This is a genomic window from Pseudomonas sp. BJa5, from assembly GCF_030272875.2.
Lineage (GTDB): Bacteria > Pseudomonadota > Gammaproteobacteria > Pseudomonadales > Pseudomonadaceae > Aquipseudomonas.
On record NZ_JALRNG020000065.1, the window covers coordinates 1 to 18286 of the forward strand.

The 18286-nt window shown below is 64.5% G+C and carries 20 protein-coding genes; 14 read left to right on the forward strand and 6 right to left on the reverse strand.

What is annotated here, in order from left to right; translation table 11 throughout:
• The first annotated feature begins 323 nt into the window (after positions 1-323).
• From M2D63_RS24740 to M2D63_RS24775, 8 genes are read left to right on the forward strand one after another with little or no spacing between them, the layout of a single operon-like run.
• Positions 324-1520, forward strand: coding sequence for a PepSY domain-containing protein (locus tag M2D63_RS24740; RefSeq protein ID WP_285865731.1), 1197 nt, complete (start codon positions 324-326; stop codon positions 1518-1520).
• A complete protein-coding gene (locus M2D63_RS24745; RefSeq protein WP_285865732.1) occupies positions 1517-2053 on the forward strand; it encodes a thiamine pyrophosphate-binding protein in 537 nt (178 codons plus the stop codon). The genes M2D63_RS24740 and M2D63_RS24745 overlap by 4 nt, the downstream gene beginning before the upstream one ends.
• A complete protein-coding gene (locus M2D63_RS24750; protein WP_285865733.1) occupies positions 2053-2376 on the forward strand; it encodes a hypothetical protein in 324 nt (107 codons plus the stop codon). Before M2D63_RS24745 ends, M2D63_RS24750 begins: the two co-directional genes overlap by 1 nt.
• Complete coding sequence (locus M2D63_RS24755; RefSeq protein ID WP_285865734.1) at positions 2373-2942, forward strand: DUF6162 family protein; 570 nt, start codon at positions 2373-2375, stop codon at positions 2940-2942. Before M2D63_RS24750 ends, M2D63_RS24755 begins: the two co-directional genes overlap by 4 nt.
• Positions 2943-2956: 14 nt before the next feature.
• Positions 2957-3877 carry a metal ABC transporter substrate-binding protein gene (locus M2D63_RS24760; RefSeq protein ID WP_285865735.1) on the forward strand — a complete coding sequence of 307 codons (921 nt, stop codon included), beginning with the start codon at positions 2957-2959 and terminating at the stop codon, positions 3875-3877.
• On the forward strand, positions 3874-4623 hold the full coding sequence (locus M2D63_RS24765; RefSeq protein WP_285865736.1) for a metal ABC transporter ATP-binding protein: 750 nt from the start codon (positions 3874-3876) through the stop codon (positions 4621-4623). The genes M2D63_RS24760 and M2D63_RS24765 overlap by 4 nt, the downstream gene beginning before the upstream one ends.
• Positions 4623-5522 (forward strand): metal ABC transporter permease, encoded by a 900-nt coding sequence (locus tag M2D63_RS24770; RefSeq protein WP_285865737.1) that lies wholly within the window; start codon positions 4623-4625, stop codon positions 5520-5522. The genes M2D63_RS24765 and M2D63_RS24770 overlap by 1 nt, the downstream gene beginning before the upstream one ends.
• Complete coding sequence (locus tag M2D63_RS24775; protein WP_285865738.1) at positions 5519-6439, forward strand: metal ABC transporter solute-binding protein, Zn/Mn family; 921 nt, start codon at positions 5519-5521, stop codon at positions 6437-6439. The genes M2D63_RS24770 and M2D63_RS24775 overlap by 4 nt, the downstream gene beginning before the upstream one ends.
• Before the next feature lie 130 nt (positions 6440-6569).
• Here M2D63_RS24775 and M2D63_RS24780 read toward each other — a convergent pair whose 3' ends face one another.
• From M2D63_RS24780 to M2D63_RS24795, 4 genes are all read right to left on the reverse strand, one after another.
• On the reverse strand, positions 6570-7649 hold the full coding sequence (locus tag M2D63_RS24780) for a DUF1615 domain-containing protein (RefSeq protein ID WP_285865739.1): 1080 nt from the start codon (positions 7647-7649) through the stop codon (positions 6570-6572).
• A 78-nt stretch (positions 7650-7727) separates the two neighbouring features.
• Entirely contained in the window at positions 7728-8279 is a 552-nt protein-coding gene (locus M2D63_RS24785; protein WP_285865740.1) for a hydrolase, read from the reverse strand.
• Between the two features lie 65 nt (positions 8280-8344).
• Positions 8345-9064 (reverse strand): thioesterase II family protein, encoded by a 720-nt coding sequence (locus M2D63_RS24790; protein ID WP_285865741.1) that lies wholly within the window; start codon positions 9062-9064, stop codon positions 8345-8347.
• Between the two features lie 10 nt (positions 9065-9074).
• Complete coding sequence (locus M2D63_RS24795; RefSeq protein WP_285865742.1) at positions 9075-9299, reverse strand: MbtH family protein; 225 nt, start codon at positions 9297-9299, stop codon at positions 9075-9077.
• 226 nt (positions 9300-9525) lie between these two features.
• Between M2D63_RS24795 and M2D63_RS24800 the strand changes: the two genes are divergently transcribed.
• The 4 genes from M2D63_RS24800 (at position 9526) to M2D63_RS24815 (ending at position 12314) form a co-directional block, all read left to right on the forward strand.
• Positions 9526-10080, forward strand: coding sequence for a UPF0149 family protein (locus M2D63_RS24800; RefSeq protein ID WP_285865743.1), 555 nt, complete (start codon positions 9526-9528; stop codon positions 10078-10080).
• A gap of 554 nt (positions 10081-10634) precedes the next feature.
• Positions 10635-11024, forward strand: a complete 390-nt coding sequence (locus M2D63_RS24805) for a hypothetical protein (RefSeq protein WP_285865744.1) — start codon at positions 10635-10637, stop codon at positions 11022-11024.
• Positions 11025-11037: 13 nt separating this feature from the next.
• Positions 11038-11670, forward strand: coding sequence for a BRCT domain-containing protein (locus M2D63_RS24810; protein WP_285865745.1), 633 nt, complete (start codon positions 11038-11040; stop codon positions 11668-11670).
• A gap of 251 nt (positions 11671-11921) precedes the next feature.
• A complete protein-coding gene (locus M2D63_RS24815) occupies positions 11922-12314 on the forward strand; it encodes a GFA family protein (protein WP_285865746.1) in 393 nt (130 codons plus the stop codon).
• 37 nt (positions 12315-12351) lie between these two features.
• Here M2D63_RS24815 and M2D63_RS24820 read toward each other — a convergent pair whose 3' ends face one another.
• On the reverse strand, positions 12352-13776 hold the full coding sequence (locus M2D63_RS24820) for an amidase (RefSeq protein WP_285865747.1): 1425 nt from the start codon (positions 13774-13776) through the stop codon (positions 12352-12354).
• Positions 13777-13778: 2 nt separating this feature from the next.
• Positions 13779-14369 carry a transcriptional regulator BetI gene (gene betI, locus M2D63_RS24825; protein ID WP_285865748.1) on the reverse strand — a complete coding sequence of 197 codons (591 nt, stop codon included), beginning with the start codon at positions 14367-14369 and terminating at the stop codon, positions 13779-13781.
• Positions 14370-14458: 89 nt separating this feature from the next.
• On the opposite strand from betI, the gene choX reads away from it, so the two are divergent.
• Together choX and katG are read left to right on the forward strand one after the other, a co-directional pair.
• Positions 14459-15400, forward strand: coding sequence for a choline ABC transporter substrate-binding protein (gene choX, locus M2D63_RS24830; protein ID WP_285865749.1), 942 nt, complete (start codon positions 14459-14461; stop codon positions 15398-15400).
• A 368-nt stretch (positions 15401-15768) separates the two neighbouring features.
• Positions 15769-17970 (forward strand): catalase/peroxidase HPI, encoded by a 2202-nt coding sequence (gene katG / locus M2D63_RS24835; RefSeq protein WP_285865750.1) that lies wholly within the window; start codon positions 15769-15771, stop codon positions 17968-17970.
• Positions 17971-18286 lie beyond the last annotated feature (316 nt).

The following is an 18286-nucleotide window of genomic DNA, read 5'->3' on the forward strand; positions in this document are numbered from 1 at the left end:
GGAGCAAGCGGTTTTGCCTACTTTTCCCAAGAGAAAAGTAGGCCGCCGTAAAGGCGGAAGGGGCCGGCAGCATCGCCGCATGGAATGGATAAGCTCGCAGCCTCAACATCCCAAGCCAAGCCAAGCCAAGGATCATCGCCCCGGAATTCCGTGAAGAACCAAATTAACCGGGGTGCCATGGGCAGAATGACCTTTGTAAAAATTAGAAACATTCTCTTTCAAGTAAAAGCGCGGGTTTTGCCCTGCTCATCCGTCCTTACTAGAGACGAGTAGCTTGCCGACCCGGTGGGGCTGCCAACCGCCCACCCACAAAAGACAGGCTCATGTCGAAAAAGTCACGCTCGAAAATCTGGTTCCTGGTCCACAGTTGGCTTGCCCTGCCGATCTGGTTCTTCGTCCTGATCGTGTGCGTCACCGGCACCCTGGCGGTGGTCAGCCAGGAGATCGTCTGGCTGGCCAACCCCGACGTGCGCGCCAGCAAACCGAGTGACGAGGCCCAGCGCCTGAGCTACCAGCAAGTGCTCGACGCCTTGCGCAAGGCCGAACCGGACATGGCGGTGAACTTCCTCAGCCAGCCGGACGGTTCGCACTTCGCCCTCACCGCCTCGGTGACCTTCGCCGACGGCAGCGCGCCGACGCTCTACGTCAACCCCTACACCGGGGCGATCCAGGGGCGCATGCCGGATTTCAACTTCGAGGCCTTCACCCGCGCCCTGCACGGCTGGTGGCTGGTGCCCTTCACTAACGGCTACAGCTGGGGCTGGTACCTGGTGTCGCTGCTCGGCCTGCCGCTGCTGGCCTCGCTGGTCACCGGCCTTGTGGTCTACAAGCGCTTCTGGAAAGGCTTCTTCAAGCCGACCTTGCGCTTCAACCACGGCGCACGGATCTTCTGGGGCGACTTCCACCGCCTGAGCGGGATCTGGTCGATCTGGTTCATCGCGGTGATTTCCATCACCGGCACCTGGTTCCTGATCCAGGCGACCCTGGCCGACAACCACATCACTATTTCCACCGAGCCTGTGGTGCCGGTGATCGCCCGTGAAGACGTGCCGCGCACCGACTCCGGCGCGCCGGCACCGCGCATCAGCGTCGATGAAGCCATTCGCATCGCCAGCGAGCAGATCCCGGGGCTGGAGGTGAGCTTCCTGGTGATGCCCGGCAACGCCTATGCCCACCTGTACCTGGGCGGCCGCGGCTGGTATCCGCTGATGTTCCAGACGGTCAACGTCAACCCGTACAACAGCAAGATCGAGGCGCAGTTCCTGATCCAGGACCGCTCGCCCCTGGAGTTCGTCACCGAGTCCATGCGCCCGCTGCACACCGGCGACTTCGGCGGCCTGGCGATCAAGCTGATCTGGGCCTTCTTCGGCCTGGTGCTGTCGATGATGGTCTTGAGCGGCCTGCTGATCTGGACCAAACGTACCGCCCAGGCCACCGCCGCCGCGCTCAAGCGCAGCGAGCGCGCACCGCGCAAGGGCATCCCTGCCGCCACCGACACCGCCACGGAGGCCAGCCTGTGAGCAAAGCAGCCGCCGCACCCGTTACCCCGCTGAAACAGTTCTGGCTCAAGTGGCGCTTCCACTTGAACATCCTCTTGCTGTTGATCCCCCTGGGCTTCATGCCCAAGTACTTTGCCGACGCCGCGCTGTTTCGCGGTGACAGCGGCCTGGGCGAGCGGGAAATCGGCGACATCCAGGTAGGCCCCTGGAGCCTGCGCCTGGCCGAGCTGCGCGAGGACGCGCCGCGCGCCGACGGCCCGGCCGGTTACTTCAAGGCCTTCAACGCCGCCCTGTGCCAGGCCTGCATCCGCGAGGTCAAGGCCGCCTACCTGCGCATCGGCAAGCCGCGCAGCCTGCGCGCCGCCGGCACCATTTTCTTCGGCCCGCCCTATCGCATGGGCACCAACCTGCCGATCCCGGCCAAGACCCGCGCCGACGCCGAGATCTGGATCACCCTCGAAGGCTGGGACGGCAGCCTGCACCAGGCCGCCGTGCCGCTGGCCAAGGCTTCGCCGGCCACCGTCGCCTGGCTGAACAAACAAGGAGGCAAGTAATGACGTTGACTGCCCGCAGGCTGCTCCTGCCCCTGCTGTTGCTCGGTGCCGCCGGCCCGGCCCTGGCCCATAACCCGATGTGCGAATGCAAGCCCGTGGACGGCGAGCAGATCGAATGCACCGGCGGCTTTTCCGATGGCAGCGGCGCGCCGGGGGTGACCCTCGATGTGATCGGCTACAACGAGGAAATCCTGGTGCCCGGCAAGCTGGGCGAGAATTCGAAGCTGACCTTCAAGCGTCCGGCGGGCGAGTTCTACGTGCTGTTCGATGCCGGCCCCGGTCACATCGTCGAGATCGACCACGCCGACATCGGTGAACCATGAGCCGGGTCCAGGTGGTGCGCCCGGCCGGCGCCGGGCATGAAACTCTCTATGTGCTGCTGGTCAGCCTGCTCATCCTCGCAGTAGCGGGCGGCATCGTCGCCCTGCGCGGCGAAGACCATGACGAAGTGCGCATCGAGGCCCACCAGCTCGATGCCCGCCGCGACCTGAACGCCGCCGAGCAAGGGGTGTATGCCGACCTGCGGGTGGCTGTCGACGAGATCCAGCTGCGCCACGAGGAAGACCCAGCGCCGGTCGAGGTGACGGTGCTGGCCGAAGAAGGCTTTCCGCCCTTCACCCGGGACGCCAGCAGCGCCAGCCGTGGCGAGCACCAGTGGCAACGGCTGGGCGAGCAGGCCTACCTGGGCCGCAGCCAGGCCCCGAAAGTGGCCGGCAGCTTTCTCCTGCTGCTACCCGCAAGCCCCGACGGCGTGGCCGATGTCTGGCTGCAGCGCAAGGCGGATGCCCGCGTGCCCGCCGAACTGAGCCGCGACGCCCTGATCGCCGCTGGCTGGCAGCAGATTGCCGTTCAATACGACGCCGGCGTCACCCGCCAGCATCGCCACTGATACAAGGACGCCCCATGCTTCGCTTTGCCCTCGCCCGCCGCCTTTTGAGTGTGTTCATCGCCCTGGCCCTGCCCGCCGCGGCCCTGGCCGACAGCAACGGCAAGCCGCTGCGCATCGGCATCACCCTGCATCCGTACTACAGCTACGTGAGCAATATCGTCGGCGACAAGGCCGAGGTGGTGCCGCTGATTCCCGCCGGTTTCAACCCCCATGCCTACGAGCCACGGGCCGAAGACATCAAGCGCATCGGCAGCCTCGATGTGGTGGTGCTCAACGGCATCGGCCATGACGACTTCGCCGACCGCATGATCGCCGCCAGCGAAAAGCCGCAGATCACCGTGATCGAATCCAACAGCAACGTGCCGCTGCTGGCGGCCACAGGGGTCGCGGCCCGGGGCGCCGGCAAGGTGGTCAACCCGCACACCTTCCTGTCGATCAGCGCCAGCATCGCCCAGGTCAACAACATCGCCCGCGAGCTGGGCAAGCTCGACCCGGACAACGCCAGGTACTACAGCCAGAACGCCCGCGCCTACGCCAAGCGCCTGCGCATGCTGCGCGCCGAGGCCCTGGCCCAGGTCAGCGAAGCGCCGGGCGCCGAGTTTCGCGTGGCGACCATCCACGCCGCCTACGACTATCTGGTGCGCGAGTTCGGCCTGGAGGTCACCGCCGTGGTGGAACCGGCCCACGGTATCGAGCCCAGTCCGAGCCAGTTGAAGAAGACTATCGATCAGCTCAAGGCGCTGGACGTGAAGGTGATCTTCTCGGAAATGGACTTCCCTTCGGCCTACGTCGAGACCATCCAGCGCGAGTCCGGAGTGAAGATCTACCCGCTCACGCATATCTCCTACGGCGACTACAGCAAGGAGAAGTACGAGGTGGAGATGAAGCGCAACCTCGACACCGTGGTCAAGGCGATCAAGGAGTCCAAGGCATGACCGCTGCCGAATCCGTTGTCAGCCTGCCCTGCGGGCCGGCCATCGAGTTTGCCGGCATCGACCTGACCCTGGGGCGCACGCCGATTCTCGACCAGGTCAGCTTCAAGGTCGCCGCCGGCAGCGTACATGCGCTGGTCGGCCCCAACGGCGGCGGCAAGAGCTCGCTGATCAAGACCCTGCTGGGGCAGATGCCGCACCAGGGCCAGTTGACCCTGACCTGGCCGGGCGCGCAACAGGTGATCGGCTACGTGCCCCAGGCCCTGGAATTCGACCGTGGCCTGCCGATGACCGTGGATGATTTCATGGCTGCCATGTGCCAGCGCCGGCCGGCCTTCCTCGGCCTGTCACGCCGGGTGGCGCCGGCCATCGACGCGGCCCTGGCGCGGGTCGGCATGCTCGACAAGCGCAAGCGGCGCATGGGCGCGCTCTCCGGCGGCGAGCGCCAGCGCGTGTTGCTGGCCCAGGGGCTGATTCCGCCACCGCAACTGCTGGTGCTGGACGAACCGATGTCGGCGCTGGACGAAGCCGGTATCCAGGTGTTCGAACGCCTGCTGCTGGACTGGCGCGCCGCCGGTACCACGGTGCTGTGGATCGAGCACGACCTGCAGGCGGTGACCCGCCTGGCCGACCAGGTCACGGGCCTGAGCCGGCGGGTGCTGTTCGATGCGCCGCCCAGGCAGGCGCTGACGCCGGAACGCCTGCTCAGCCTGTTCTCCATCCACCCGCGCAGCGAGGGCAGCCGCTGATGAACTACGAAGAATTGCGCCTGCTGATCCAGGGCTGGGCCAGCGCCGGCTACCTGCCCGAGGCCCTGGCCTACGGCTTTGTCATCAACGCCCTGCTCGCCGGCCTGATGATCGGCCCGGTGCTGGGCGGACTCGGCACCCTGGTGGTGGTCAAGCGCTTTGCCTTCTTCTCCGAAGCGGTCGGCCACGCGGCACTGACCGGGGTGGCCATCGGCATCCTGCTCGGCGAACCCTACACCGGCCCCTACGGCAGCCTGTTCGGCTACTGTCTGCTGTTCGGCATCCTGCTCAACTTCCTGCGCAACCGCACCGGGCTTTCGCCCGACACCCTGATCGGTGTGTTCCTCTCGGTGTCGCTGGCCCTGGGTGCCAGCCTGCTGCTGATGCTGGCCGGCAAGATCAACGTGCACATCCTCGAGAACGTGCTGTTCGGCTCGGTGCTCACCGTCAACGCCCAGGACCTGCTGGTGCTCGGCGTCGTCGGCAGCCTGGTGCTGGCCCTGGCCCTGCCGCTGTACAACCGCATCATGCTGGCCAGCTTCAACCCGCAGCTGGCAGCGGTGCGCGGAGTGGCGGTAAAGAGCCTGGACTACCTCTTCGTGGTACTGGTGACCCTGGTCACCGTGGCGGCGGTTAAGGTCATCGGCGCGATCCTGGTCGGCGCCCTGCTGGTGATTCCGGCGGCAGCGGCGCGGCTGCTCAGCCAGTCGCTCAAGGGCTTTTTCTGGGCCTCGGTGCTGATCGCCACCCTGAGCACCCTGGTCGGCATCCTGCTGCCGATCGTCTTCGACCTGCCGGTGCCCTCGGGCGCGGCGATCATCCTCGTCGCCGGCGGCTTTTTTGCCCTCGCCGCCCTCGCCCGCGGCCTCGTTCCACGCCTGCAAGGAAACCCGGCATGACCTTCAAGTTCCAGCACCTGTGCCTGGCCCTGGCCCTGGCCGGCCTGGCCACCCTGGGCCAGGCCCAGGACACCAACTCGGCTGCCGGGCAACACGCGGCAGCGGTCAGCGTCCTGGCTTCGCTGCCGGTAACCCACGCCCTGGCCAGCGCCCTGCTCGACGGCACCGCGATCACCCTGCAACGCGCAGCGCCGGCGAATATTCCAGCCTCGCGCCAGCCCTCCTACTTCAGCGGTCGCGGTGCCGCCAGCCTGCAGAAAGCGGCCAGCCAGGCCGATGCGGTGATCGCCCTGCGCTCGATCTGGAGCGACGACCCGCTGTACCCGGCGGCCCGGCGCAGCAACATCCGCATCGTCGAAATCGACGCCGCGCGGCCGGTGGATGGCGCCCTGCCGGGTATTGCCGTGCAAGGTGGCAACGCCTTTGCCGCCTACCCGTGGCTCAACCCGAACAACCTGGGGCGCATGGCCGACGTGCTGGCCAACGACCTGGGGCGGCTGAGCCCGGCCGACCAGGCGCAGATCCAGGCCAACCTGGCCACCTTCAAGCGCCAGTTGCTGGAGCTCAGCGCCGGCAGCGAAAGCCGTCTGGCCCAGGCCGACAACCTCAGCGTGGTCAACCTCTCGGAGCGTCTGGACTACCTGGTCAGCGGCTTGAACCTGGACCTGATCGACCACCCACGTGTTACCGACGATCAGTGGGATGCCGCGGCGCTCAAGCGCCTGGGCGATGAGCTCAAGGCACAGGACGTGGCGCTGGTGCTGCACCACAAGCAGCCGGGCAAGGCGGTGGCGGAGGTGGTCGCGGCGTCCGGTGCCAGGCTGGTGGTGATCGACACCGATCCGCAGGACACCCTGGCCGGGCTCAAGGCCAGTGTCGAGCAGTTGGTGGGGGCGTTGCTGGCAGACAACACCTGAAACGGCAGCGGTCGGCTGTGGGAGCGGGCTTGCCCCGCGAAGCGGTGTGGCTGTCAGCACACAATCGCGGGGCAAGCCCGCTCCCACCGAAGGCCACTGCTCTCCCCGGGACAGGTATCCCACTGGTTGATCAACGCTTCATGCAGCGCTGATAACGCTCATCCACCCGCTTGGCAAACCAGCCCGTGGTCAGCTTGCGGGTGATCTTCGGGCTTTTCAGTTCGATGCCCGGCAACTGCGCCCGGGGCAACGGCTTGCCGACCTTGCCCTCGGCCAGGGCATAGACGCCGCTGTACAGGCGGGTCTCTTCGAAGTCCAGGCTATCGCCCTTCTCCAGCTGGTTGCGAATGCTCGGGTTGCGCAGGTCGAGCTGCTCGCCCAGGCGCCGCGCGGCCTTCTCGGTGCTGCCCGGCATGATCGCGCCGGGGGCGATCAGGTCGCCGTCAAGCGCCAGGGTTACCCCGCTGGCGCGACTCAGGGCACTCTGGAAGGCAGCATTGCGACTGGCGTACCAACCGGCGTTGAAGTCGGCGAAGCGATACAGCTGGCGATCGTAGTGGCTGGGATAGCCCAACAGGTGGGCGATGCCGAAGTACATCCCGCCACGGCGGCTGAACACTTCCTGGCGAATGGTGCCGTTGTGTTTATAGGGGTAGTCGCGGGCATTGCGTTCGGCGAAGTCGATGCTGACCTGCATCGGCCCGCCGGTGCGCACCGGGTTGAGATCGCCGAGCAAGGTGCGGCCCATGGGCACAGTGCCGATCAGGTCATCGAAAATCGCGCTGAGCTGTTTCTCGCTGCGCACCGCGTCGAGGCGCTCGCTGTAGGTCTTGCCGTTCGGTGAGCGGGTCTGCAAGGCGGCGTTGACCAGCAACTGCGGGATATGCAGGCTGGCGGCGCGGCGGTCGATTTCCTGGCGGGCGATGCGGCCCAGGCCCGGCACTTGCGGGTCGGCCTGGAAGGTCGACTCCTGTTCGGTCACGGCCAGCACCGCACACAGATTGGAGCGACTGGCGACAATCTTCTGGGTAGTGAAGGCAGTCTGGATATCCCGGGCCCAGCCTTCGCGGTCCTTGGTAGACGCCGGCAGCAAGCGCTGGATCTGCGCGCGTACCTTGGCCGGATCGCCTTCAGCTGCTTCGCGCTGGGTGACGCAACCCTGCACCGTCAGCAACACGGCAGCGGCCAACACCAGACTTCGAACGTGCATGCCTCTCCCTCGCCTCGAACTGCAACAGCTGCACAGTAGCGAGGCCAGGGCCTGTCTGCAATCCGGCGTGTGCGTGGCTCAGGGCTGCTCGCCGACCATGTAGGTCTTGCTGATGTGCCGGAACTGCTCATGGGCACTGCTGCCCATCAGCTCGAACACGACCATCTCGCGGGTGACGATCTGCGCCCCGGCGTCGCGCATGCGGGCGATGGCGGCATCACGGTTGTGGGCACCGCGGCAGTCGCAGGCGTCCTCGACCACGAACACCTGCTTGCCCAGTTCGCGCAGGCCGAGCACGGTTTGCAGTACGCAGATATGGGTTTCCATGCCGCAGACGATCACCTGCTCGCGGGCCAGCAAGGACGCCGGCAGGCACTCGGCCGCCACGCAGGAGAAGTGCAGCTTCTCCACCACCAGGGCTCCGGGCGAGGCTTCCTTGAGCGCGGCCACGGTCGGGCCCAGGCCTTTGGGGTACTGCTCGGAGAACACCGTGGGCAGGCCCAGGGTGTGGGTGGCCGCCAGCAGCCAGCGGGTGCGGGCCAGGGTCCCGGCCGGGTCGCTGACCGCACCGATGAGTTTTTCCTGCACGTCGATGACCAGCAAGCTGGCCTGGTTCGGCTTGATCAACATCCCTTGCACCTGTGTCGTGGAGTGAGCCGCCAAGGCTCGCCCACGACAGGGCGCCGCGTCAATCGCTAGGCCGACAGCCGATGAGGCTCGAGCGTGGCACTGAGCACGCCCAGCACCTGGTCTTCATGCTCATGGATGAAGAAGTGACCGCCCGGGAACACCTCCAGGGAAAAGTCGCCCAGTGTCTCCCGGCGCCAGGCCAGCAGTTGTTCCTCGCTGGCCCGGTCATCCTCGCCGCCCAGGACATGCAACGGACAGCGCAGCGGCGGACGCTGACGATAAACGTAACGGCCACAAAGCAGAAAATCGGCGCGCAGCACCGGCAGGGTCAGGCTCATCAGTTCCTGGTTGGCCAGCACCTCTTCCGGGGTGCCCTGCAGCTTGCGCAGCTCCTCGATCAGCACCGCATCGCTTTTCGGCTCGCGCCAATTGCCGCCGTCATAGTCTTCGCGGCGGGTGGGCGCCGCGGTGCCGCAGGCGAACAAGGCCAGCGGCGCTCGACAGCCCAGGGCTTGCAGTTCGTGGGCCAGCTCGAACGCCAGCAAGGCCCCCAGGCTGTGACCGAGCAAGGCATAGGGTTGGCTGGTAGCCAGGCGCTGCTCACTGGCCAGTTGCCGGGCCAGGGCCTGCATGTCGGTTTGCACCGGCTCGCCCATGCGCGCGCCGCGCCCGGGCAATTCCACCGGACGCACGTTCAGCCAGGCCGGCAGCTTGCGCCGCCAGCGGCTGTAGACCATGGCACTGGCACCGGAGTACGGCAGGCACAGCAGGGTCAGTGACGACACGCGCCGGCCCTCACTGCGCCGCAGCGGTTTCGGCCATCTTCTGGCGCAGGCTCAAGGGACGCATGTCGGTCCAGACCTCGTCGATGTAGGCCAGGCAGTCCTTTTTCAGGCCGCTCTTGCCCACGGTGCGCCAGCCAGCCGGCACGGCCTTGTAGTCGGGCCAGATGGAATACTGCTCTTCGTGGTTGACCACTACCTGGAACACGATGTCGTCGCGGTCGAATACGGATGTCATTGCCTGTCTCCTGGATTGAATGGGCCCGCCGCGCAACTGGCGTACGGTGGCTACCAAAAGAACGAACGAAGGCATCGATAAATTAATGCGCAGCGCCCAGGTCGTCGGGGCACCGCCCGTCGGTGGCGAACGACGATAACGACAATGCCGGGCCAGACTGGATTAATCCCTCGAAAAGCGCCATCCTCCCCGGCTTTTTTACGCTCACCCGGACAAGGAACTCCCCATGCCCCCGCAACCTCTCACCGCCAGCGAGTTCGAGTTCATCGAAGACACCTTGCTCAGGTACGGTGACGATCACAGCGTCCTCAACCTGTCCGAACTCGATGGCTACCTCACGGCGATGGCCTCGGGCCCGACCCAGGTGGACATTGCCGCGTGGTTCCCGCCCCTGTTTGGCGACCAGCCTGTACGCTGGCGCAAACCCGAAGAATGCCGCCGTTTCATCGACCTGTGTGTGCGCCACCTCAACACCCTGGCCGTGCAGCTGGCCAGCGCCCCTGAAACCTTCAAGGCGCGCTTCGAACAAACCCGCCACCGTGGCCAGCCACTGACCCTGGCCGAAGAATGGTGCTTTGGCTATGTGCGTGCCGTGGCGGTGAGCAACTGGCCGGAACTGCCCGAGCCACAGGCGAGCCGCCTGCGGGCGATCACCGACTGCGCCGAACAAGACAACTTCGACCTGCCGGTGGACCTGGACGTGGTGCTGCATCGCCAGCGCGTGGCGGCGATCGAACCGGCGGCGCGGGCACTGCATGACTACTGGCTGACGCAACGCTGATCGCCGGCTCCCACAGGGCTCTGGGCATGCCCGTACTTTGTGGGAGCAACTGTCTTGATTGCCTGACAATGTAGCCGCTGCCGCCAGGCTGTGATTGGCCGTTTCGCGCCCGATCGCAGCCTGTCGGCAGCTCCCACAGATCCCCTGCAATCAATGTGGGAGCAACTGTCTTTGTGGGAGCTGGCGCAGCCTGCGATCGGCTGCGCAGCAGTCGCAATCGGTTCAGCTCGGTGGGTCTGAAGGAATCGCGTCGACAGGTTTTGCGGCCGTTTCACGGCCGATCGCAGCCTGGCGGCAGCTCCCACAGATACCCGGCAATCGCCTACCGACCGTGGGAACTGGCGAAGCCTGCGATCGGCCGCGCAGCGGTCGCAATTCCTCTCCAGGCACTGCCGGCTCGCACAAGGGTAGCTATAGTAATCCGCTAACGCCCTTCGGCCTGGAAACCCTCCGCAAGGTAGCCGCTGCTTCGTGATAGCAACGCTGGACAGCAATGATGGCAAATTAGTAGCATTCAACGGATAACAGCGATAATCCACAGCCAGGGAGGCTGTATGAGCACGACCGTCCACCGTCCGATCCACCTCGCGCCGCGCCCGACCCTCAACTGGAACGACACCTGGCAAGGGCCCGACAATGGCCTGATCCGTTGCTGGGAAATTGGCCGTGAACGGGCCCTCAAGCACCCCGAGATCGCCCAGCGCTGCCTGGCCGGCGAATTGCCCATGCTGGGCTGGAAAGGCGGTGTCGAACGCACCCTGAAAAAGCGCGAGAAATACGGCTCGCTCAAGTACCTCGCCCAATGGCAAGGCCTGCGTGGCGAAGACCTGCAGATCGACACGGCGGCAGAACGGACACTGGTGTGCAGCCGCACCGGCATGGTCGTGACCTTCACCCCGGAACAGAGCAAGTACTACGACCCGTTGGCTGAGACTGACGAGTAAGGAGCGTACAGGCATGGTCGATTTGCATCAGGAATTCGAAAACAGCCGCTTCTACCATCAGGCGCGGATTGACCGGCGCTCAGCGGATGCCCTGCTCGGTATCGCCGCTGGCCTCACAGCCGATAACGCCATCAACCAGCAGGAGGCTGAATTTCTCATCGGCTGGATAGAACACCATCTGGCTCATCTGGATGACCCCGTCATCAACCTGCTCTACCGTCGCCTGGCCGACATGCTGAGCGACGGTGTTCTGGATGCCGACGAGTCGGCGGAGCTACTCGACATACTTCGTCAGTTCACCGGTACCCCTGCCAACAACGCCCGCCCCTTCAACGCCCCGGCCACGCTGCCACTGAACAACCCCGCGCCGATGCTGGACTGGCCGGATCGGGTTTACCTGTTCACCGGCGCCATGGCCTACGGCCCACGCAAGGAGTGCGAGGCACTGGTGCTTGAGCGCGGTGGTTTGATTGGTGCCTCGGTGAGCAGGAAAGTGAACTTCCTTGTGGTAGGCAGTGTCGGGAATGATCAGTGGCTGCACAGCAGCTACGGGACGAAGATCAAGAAAGCCGTGGAAATCCGCGAAGCGGGTGGAGGAATTGCCATTGTCAGCGAAGAACATTGGCAACGAGCGGTGTTTGGCTGAGAGGACACACCACTCCCGGCGCATGTTGGATTGTGGATTGATCCCAGGGCTGCCGTGCAAGCCCATCGCCGGCGCTGCCGGCTCCCACACTGGATCTCGGCATGCCCCAGCCCCTGTGTGGGAGCTGGCGAAGCCTGCGATCGACCGCGCAGCGGTCGCATTCTCTCCAGGTTTGCCCCGCTCATCAGCAGCCAGCCTGGCGCCGTCGCCGGGCTGCTATGTTTTCCTGCACCCTGCAGAGGAGACGCACCATGGACCGATTCACCGGCGGTTGCCTGTGCGGCAAGGTCCGCATCATAGCCTCGGGTCGCCCTTACCGGGTCGGCCTGTGCCATTGCCTGGACTGCCGCAAGCACCATGGGGCGCTGTTCAATGCCTGCGCAGTGTTCCCCCAGGAAGCAGTGAAGATCGAGGGTGAAACCCACAACTACGCCGGCCGGCACTTCTGTCCTCGTTGCGGCTCATCGGTGTTTGCCCGCAGCGCCGACGAAGTCGAGGTGCACCTGGGCGCCCTGGATGCCCCGGATCAACTGGTCCCCACCTATGAAAGCTGGACAGTGCGTCGCGAGGCCTGGCTACCCGCCTTTGCCTTGACCCGACGCTACCCGCACGACAGGGACGCCACGGGTCGCTTCGAACAATAACGGGCACCAGGACGCACTGTCGTCACTCAGCGCAAGGTCATGCCCTGGCAAACGCCGTCGTTGCCAACGCACTGCTTTCGATTTCGCTGGCGAGCCGGAGAATGGTTTCCTCGTCGCCGAACTTCCCTACTATCTGCAGCCCGATCGGCAAGCCATCCTCCATGACGCCAACGGGAATGCTGATGGCCGGCTGACCGGTCAGGTTGAAGATTTCAGTGAAGGGCGAAAACGCATAGGCATTCTTGTACCACGCCTCCAGGTGCTGTTCACCCGCGCCGACAAAGCCGCCAATCAACGGCGGAGCAAGCGCCACGGTCGGCGTGATGAGCACATCGATATCGGCAAAGCAGCGGGCCATGTCATGGCTGACCTTGTTCTGGACCGTTCGCGCATGGTGCACATCCAGCGCCGTTCTCTGGCGGGAGCATTTGTAGAACGCATAGGTGATCCACTCCACATCCTGCGCCGAGAGCGGATAACCGCGCGCCTGCACCTTGTGCGTCATCAAGGCTTCGATTTCCAGCTGCCAGAACAAGGCCGCCGCGGCACCGGCTCCGGTCATGTCCGGCCAGTTGAACGGGCGCAACTGATGACCGTCCCGGCTGAGGAAGTCCACAGCATTCAAGACCGCCTTGTGGATGGCGCCGTCGATGCTCGAGCCGTCCGGACGGGCACAGGCAAAGCCGATCCTGAGCGCAGGCGATCTGCGCTTCAGGCACTCAAGCCAGGACGCCGGTGCAGGGGGTGCTGCATACGGTGCGCCTGACTCATAGCCGGCCACCACATCCAGCAACAAGGCGCTATCGCGAACGGTACGGGTCAATACATGCTCGCAATCGAGGCCACCGACGAACTCACCGACGTGAGGGCCGACAGGGTTGCGGCCCCTGCTCGGCTTCAGCCCGACCACCCCACATACCGCAGCCGGAACCCTGATCGAGCCGCCACAGTCGGTGCCATGGGCAATGGGAACCATGCCAGCACCCACGGCGCTGGCCGAACCGCCACTCGACCCGCCAGAGGCGTACTTGGGGTTCCTGGGATTGCGACAAGGGCCTTGCCATTGCGGCTCGGTGACGAAGTCGCCGGCGAACTCCGGCGTCTTGGTTTTCCCGAGGATAATCGCCCCGGCATTGCGCAGGCGCCGGACAAACTCACTGTCGACCCGGGCGGGCTCGGCATCTTCGTACAGACGCGAGCCGTGGCGAGTGGCAAAGCCTGCGACATCGATGTTGGTGTCCTTGATCAGCAGGGGGACACCGGCCAGTGGCCCTGGCCTGACATCCAGGGCCGCACGTTGCGCGCCTTCGACATCCAGCGCGACCACCGCTCCCAGCGCCGGGTCCTGGCTCTCGATTTCCCTGACGGCCAGGTTGACCAGTTCCAATGCGGTAACGCCACCGGACTTCAACCAGTGAACCAGGCCCACGGCATCATGACTTTTATACTCTTCGCGCGTCATTTCTACGTCTCCAGCTCATAACCAAGCACGTTGTTGAGGAACTGGTAGGCCAGGCGACGCGAGTCTTCGAGGGTGGTCGGGCTGCAATCGACAGCAGCCCGCAGCCATAGACCATCGACAAAGATCGCGACCATCTGCGCCTTGGAATGAGCGGTGGCCTTGTCCATGCCTTTTGCCAGGGCATGGAACAGCAAGGAATGGCTCCTGCGTGCCACCACGTTCTGTATCCGTTGCAGTTGCGGCGACTGCGGCACCTGGGCCCAGAACGCGAGCCAGGCGGCGACGTTGTCGCGGGTCAGGTTCAAGGCGCTGACGTTGCCGTCGACGAACGCGAGCACACGCTCGGCAGGTGTCGTGGCGGTTCGCAGACGCGCAAAGATCTCGGCGTTGATGCGTTTGTTGAGCGTTCTCAAGGTGGCTTCGAGCAACGCATTCTTGTCGGCAAAGTAGTGATGGACGATGCCGTTGGCCAACCCTGAACGGGCGCTGACCTGGGCCATGCTGGTACCCGCCATGCCTTGCTCGCCAATGAGGGTGAGCGTCGCCTCGACGAGCTGCTTTCTCCTGATTTCCTGCATTCCAACCTTCGGCATGGGGCCCCTCTTTTTTTCATTGGACACTCAATGAAAAAAAAGTTATCACTGGAATCTCCGAAAAACAAGAGAACGCAAGGGGGTCGGAAATGAAAAGCGGTGCCATCGGCTGTGCTGTGCTTTTGATGACTTTCCAGGGGGCTGCCAGTGCCGCAGACCCGTCGGCGTGCCACGCGCCGCAGTTCGCAGATGTCGGCTGGACCGATATCACCCTCACCACGTCCCTGACCACTGCTCTGCTGGAAGGGCTGGGCTATGCCCCCAAGGTCATGACCCTGTCGACCGGCATCGCCTATAAAGCGATGCAAGGCAAAAGCATCGATGTATTCCTCGGGACCTGGGATCCGGCACTGATGGAAGCCGCCCGCCCTTACTATGAGAACAAGTCGATCCAGACGGTGCGGTTGAACCTCACCGGCGCCAAGTTCACCCTTGCGGTGCCGCGCTATGTCTATGAGCAAGGGGTCAAAAGCTATGCCGACCTCAACACCTACAAGGAAAAGTTTGGCGGCAAGATCTACGGCGTAGAGCCAGGTGGAAACAAGCCGATCCAGAACCTGATCGCCGACAATGCCTATGGCCTGGGCAGCTGGAGCCTGGTCGAATCCAGCGAGAAAGGCATGCTCACCCAGGTCAACAGGCAGATCAGGAAGTCGGACTGGATCGTGTTCCTGGGCTGGGCACCGCACCCGATGAACAAGAACATCGAGCTGGAGTACCTGTCAGGCGGCGACAAGTACTACGGTGAGAACTTCGGCGCTTCATCGGTGCGCACCGACGTGCGCAGCGGCTACCTGGATGAATGCCCCAATGTCGGCCAACTGCTGAAGAACCTGGAGTTCTCCATCGACGCTGAAAACACCATGATGGACTACGTGCTCAATGGCGGGCTAGATCCACGCACTGCGGCAAGGAAATGGCTGGACGCGCATCCCGAGTGGCTGGATAAGACACTGGCAGAGGTGCAGACCCTGGACGGTCAACCTGGGCTTGCGGCGGTAAAGTCTTACCTGGCTGCGGCGGCGAAATAGACGACGTATCAGGATCGCCCCTTGCCCTACAGGTCTGGGGCGGTCTGACAGAGCCACTCTATCACCCCGCCATATTCCCTCTATTAGCCCTCGCCCTTCCCCACGTCTAGCCTATATTTATCGCTGCACTTGAGCGGCCGGACGGCTTCTGGAAAGGCGGTAAACATGCGGCATACCGCCGTCTTTCCCGCAGTGGGCCAGCCAGCCGATAACGAGATTGCCGCTATGCTGAGTTGTCCGTGATGGCCATCATCGATTCGTTGATCGAACCGCTGGCCCTGAACCTATGTCATTGATTTCACTCATCTCTACCCGGTTGGCAGAACGGGTCGGATAGTGGGGTGAGTCCATCCAGAGGTGCATCAGTCATGTCAAACGAGTCATCAAAATGCCCGTTCAATCATGCTGCTGGCGGCGGCACCACCAACCGCGATTGGTGGCCCGAGCAGCTGAATCTCAAGATCCTCCACCAGCACTCGTCCCTGTCCGACCCCATGGACGAGGGCTTCGACTACGCCAAGGCGTTCAAGAGCCTGGACTTCGCCGCCCTCAAGCAAGACCTGCGGGCGCTGATGACCGACTCCCAGGACTGGTGGCCGGCCGACTTCGGTCACTACGGCCCGCTGTTCATCCGCATGTCCTGGCACGCCGCCGGTACCTATCGCACCGGTGATGGCCGTGGCGGCGCCGGCTCCGGCCAGCAGCGCTTCGCCCCGCTCAACAGCTGGCCCGACAACGTCAGCCTGGACAAGGCCCGGCGCCTGCTCTGGCCGATCAAGCAGAAATACGGTCGCAACATCTCCTGGGCCGACCTGATCGTGCTCACCGGCAACGTCGCCCTGGAAACCATGGGCTTCAAGACCTTCGGCTTCTCGGGCGGTCGCGCCGATGTCTGGGAACCCGATGAAGACGTCTACTGGGGCGCGGAAACCACCTGGCTGGGCGGCGATACCCGCTACGGCAAGTCGGCGGACGCCCCGCCGCCGACCGAACGCAATCTGGAAAACCCGCTGGCCGCCGTGCAGATGGGCCTGATCTACGTGAACCCGGAAGGCCCCGAAGCGAATGCCGATCCGGTCTCCTCCGGCCAGGACATCCGCGTCACCTTCGGCCGCATGGCCATGAACGATGAAGAGACCGTGGCGCTGATCGCCGGCGGCCACGCCTTCGGCAAGACCCACGGCGCCGGCCCCGCCGACAATGTCGGCCCCGAACCCGAAGCAGCGGGCCTGGAAGAGCAAGGCCTGGGCTGGCGCAGCACGTTCGGCAGCGGCAAGGGCGCCGACGCCATCACCAGCGGCCTGGAAGTGACCTGGACCTCGACCCCGACCAAGTGGAGCAACGAGTACCTGGAGAACCTGTTCGGCTACGAGTGGGAGCTGACCAAGAGCCCGGCCGGTGCCGGGCAGTGGAAACCGAAGAATGGCGCCGGCGCCGGCAAGATTCCCCACGCCTTCGACCCTGCGAAAAAACAGGAACCGCGCATGCTCACCTCGGACCTGGCCCTGCGCCAGGACCCGATCTACGAGCCCATCGCCCGGCGCTTCAAGGACAACCCCGAGCAACTGGCCGACGCCTTCGCCCGTGCCTGGTACAAGCTCATCCATCGCGACATGGGCCCGCTGTCACGCTACCTCGGCCCGGAAATGCCCAACGAGGAGCTGCTCTGGCAAGACCCGATCCCCAAGGTCGACCATGCCCTGGTAGGCGACGCCGATGTCGCTGCGCTCAAGGCCAAGGTGCTTGCCTCGGGCCTGACGGTTTCGCAACTGGTGTCCACCGCCTGGGCGGCCGCCTCGTGCTTTCGCGGTTCCGACAAGCGCGGCGGGGCCAACGGCGGTCGCCTGCGCCTGGCGCCGCAGAAAGACTGGGAGGCCAACCAGCCTGCGCAACTGGCCAAGGTGCTGGGCGTGCTGGAGCGCATCCAGGACGACTTCAACAGTGGCGGCAAGAAAATCTCCCTGGCCGACCTGATCGTGCTGGCCGGTTGCGCGGGTGTGGAGCAGGCCGCGAAGAACGCGGGGCACAACGTCACCGTGCCCTTCTCGCCCGGCCGCGCCGACGCCTCGCAAGCGCAGACCGATGTCGAGTCCTTCGGCTTCCTTGAGCCTGTGGCCGACGGTTTCCGTAACTTCGTCAAGGCCGGGGTCAGGGTCAGACCCGAAGCCTTGCTGATCGACAAGGCGCAACAGCTGACCTTGACCGCGCCGGAAATGACCGCGCTGATCGGTGGCCTGCGGGTGCTGGGCGCCAACGCCGGGCAAAGTGGCCATGGCGTGTTTACCCAGCGTCCGGAGCAACTGACCAACGACTTCTTCGCCAACCTGCTGGACATGAATGTGGAGTGGAAACCCACCTCCAGCGCCAACGACACCTTCGAAGGCCGTGACCGCAAGACCGGTGCAGTGAAATGGACCGGTAGCCGGGTCGACCTGGTATTCGGTTCCCACGCCCAGCTGCGGGCGCTGGCCGAGGTCTATGCCAGCAGCGATGCCAAGGACAAGTTCGTCAAGGACTTCGTCGCCGCCTGGCACAAAGTGATGAACCTGGACCGTTTTGACCTGGCATAAGCCGTACGCCTCGGGTCACTGATGCAATCGCCCCGCTAGCGGGGCGATTGTCATCTGATCTGTATTTTTCTGCGCAACCTGCATCTGTTATGAAAACCCTGACACTCCGACAATGAAGCGCCTACGAGGCACTTTTTTTGTTCTGTTCGGAGTACATATGGCCAAGCTTGCAATTTTCGTGGTGGGATTTCTGTTGCTGGCTATCGGCATTGGGGCGCTGGGGACGATTTCGCCGCTGTAATGAAATTGCTGTCGCGTGTGGGAGCGGGCTTGCCCCGCGATGCGGCGGTGCGATCAATCGCGGGGCAAGCCCGCT

Coding starts and splice junctions, on each gene's coding strand:
- M2D63_RS24740 (WP_285865731.1), top strand. CDS start 324: ATGTCGAAAAAGTCACGCTCGAAAATCTGGTTCCTGGTCCACAGTTGG.
- M2D63_RS24780 (WP_285865739.1), bottom strand. CDS start 7,649: ATGCACGTTCGAAGTCTGGTGTTGGCCGCTGCCGTGTTGCTGACGGTG.
- choX (WP_285865749.1), top strand. CDS start 14,459: ATGAAAAGCGGTGCCATCGGCTGTGCTGTGCTTTTGATGACTTTCCAG.
- M2D63_RS24785 (WP_285865740.1), bottom strand. CDS start 8,279: ATGTTGATCAAGCCGAACCAGGCCAGCTTGCTGGTCATCGACGTGCAG.
- M2D63_RS24800 (WP_285865743.1), top strand. CDS start 9,526: ATGCCCCCGCAACCTCTCACCGCCAGCGAGTTCGAGTTCATCGAAGAC.
- M2D63_RS24805 (WP_285865744.1), top strand. CDS start 10,635: ATGAGCACGACCGTCCACCGTCCGATCCACCTCGCGCCGCGCCCGACC.
- M2D63_RS24810 (WP_285865745.1), top strand. CDS start 11,038: ATGGTCGATTTGCATCAGGAATTCGAAAACAGCCGCTTCTACCATCAG.
- katG (WP_285865750.1), top strand. CDS start 15,769: ATGTCAAACGAGTCATCAAAATGCCCGTTCAATCATGCTGCTGGCGGC.
- M2D63_RS24820 (WP_285865747.1), bottom strand. CDS start 13,776: ATGACGCGCGAAGAGTATAAAAGTCATGATGCCGTGGGCCTGGTTCAC.
- M2D63_RS24760 (WP_285865735.1), top strand. CDS start 2,957: ATGCTTCGCTTTGCCCTCGCCCGCCGCCTTTTGAGTGTGTTCATCGCC.
- M2D63_RS24815 (WP_285865746.1), top strand. CDS start 11,922: ATGGACCGATTCACCGGCGGTTGCCTGTGCGGCAAGGTCCGCATCATA.
- M2D63_RS24775 (WP_285865738.1), top strand. CDS start 5,519: ATGACCTTCAAGTTCCAGCACCTGTGCCTGGCCCTGGCCCTGGCCGGC.
- M2D63_RS24755 (WP_285865734.1), top strand. CDS start 2,373: ATGAGCCGGGTCCAGGTGGTGCGCCCGGCCGGCGCCGGGCATGAAACT.
- M2D63_RS24765 (WP_285865736.1), top strand. CDS start 3,874: ATGACCGCTGCCGAATCCGTTGTCAGCCTGCCCTGCGGGCCGGCCATC.
- betI (WP_285865748.1), bottom strand. CDS start 14,369: ATGCCGAAGGTTGGAATGCAGGAAATCAGGAGAAAGCAGCTCGTCGAG.
- M2D63_RS24795 (WP_285865742.1), bottom strand. CDS start 9,299: ATGACATCCGTATTCGACCGCGACGACATCGTGTTCCAGGTAGTGGTC.
- M2D63_RS24770 (WP_285865737.1), top strand. CDS start 4,623: ATGAACTACGAAGAATTGCGCCTGCTGATCCAGGGCTGGGCCAGCGCC.
- M2D63_RS24750 (WP_285865733.1), top strand. CDS start 2,053: ATGACGTTGACTGCCCGCAGGCTGCTCCTGCCCCTGCTGTTGCTCGGT.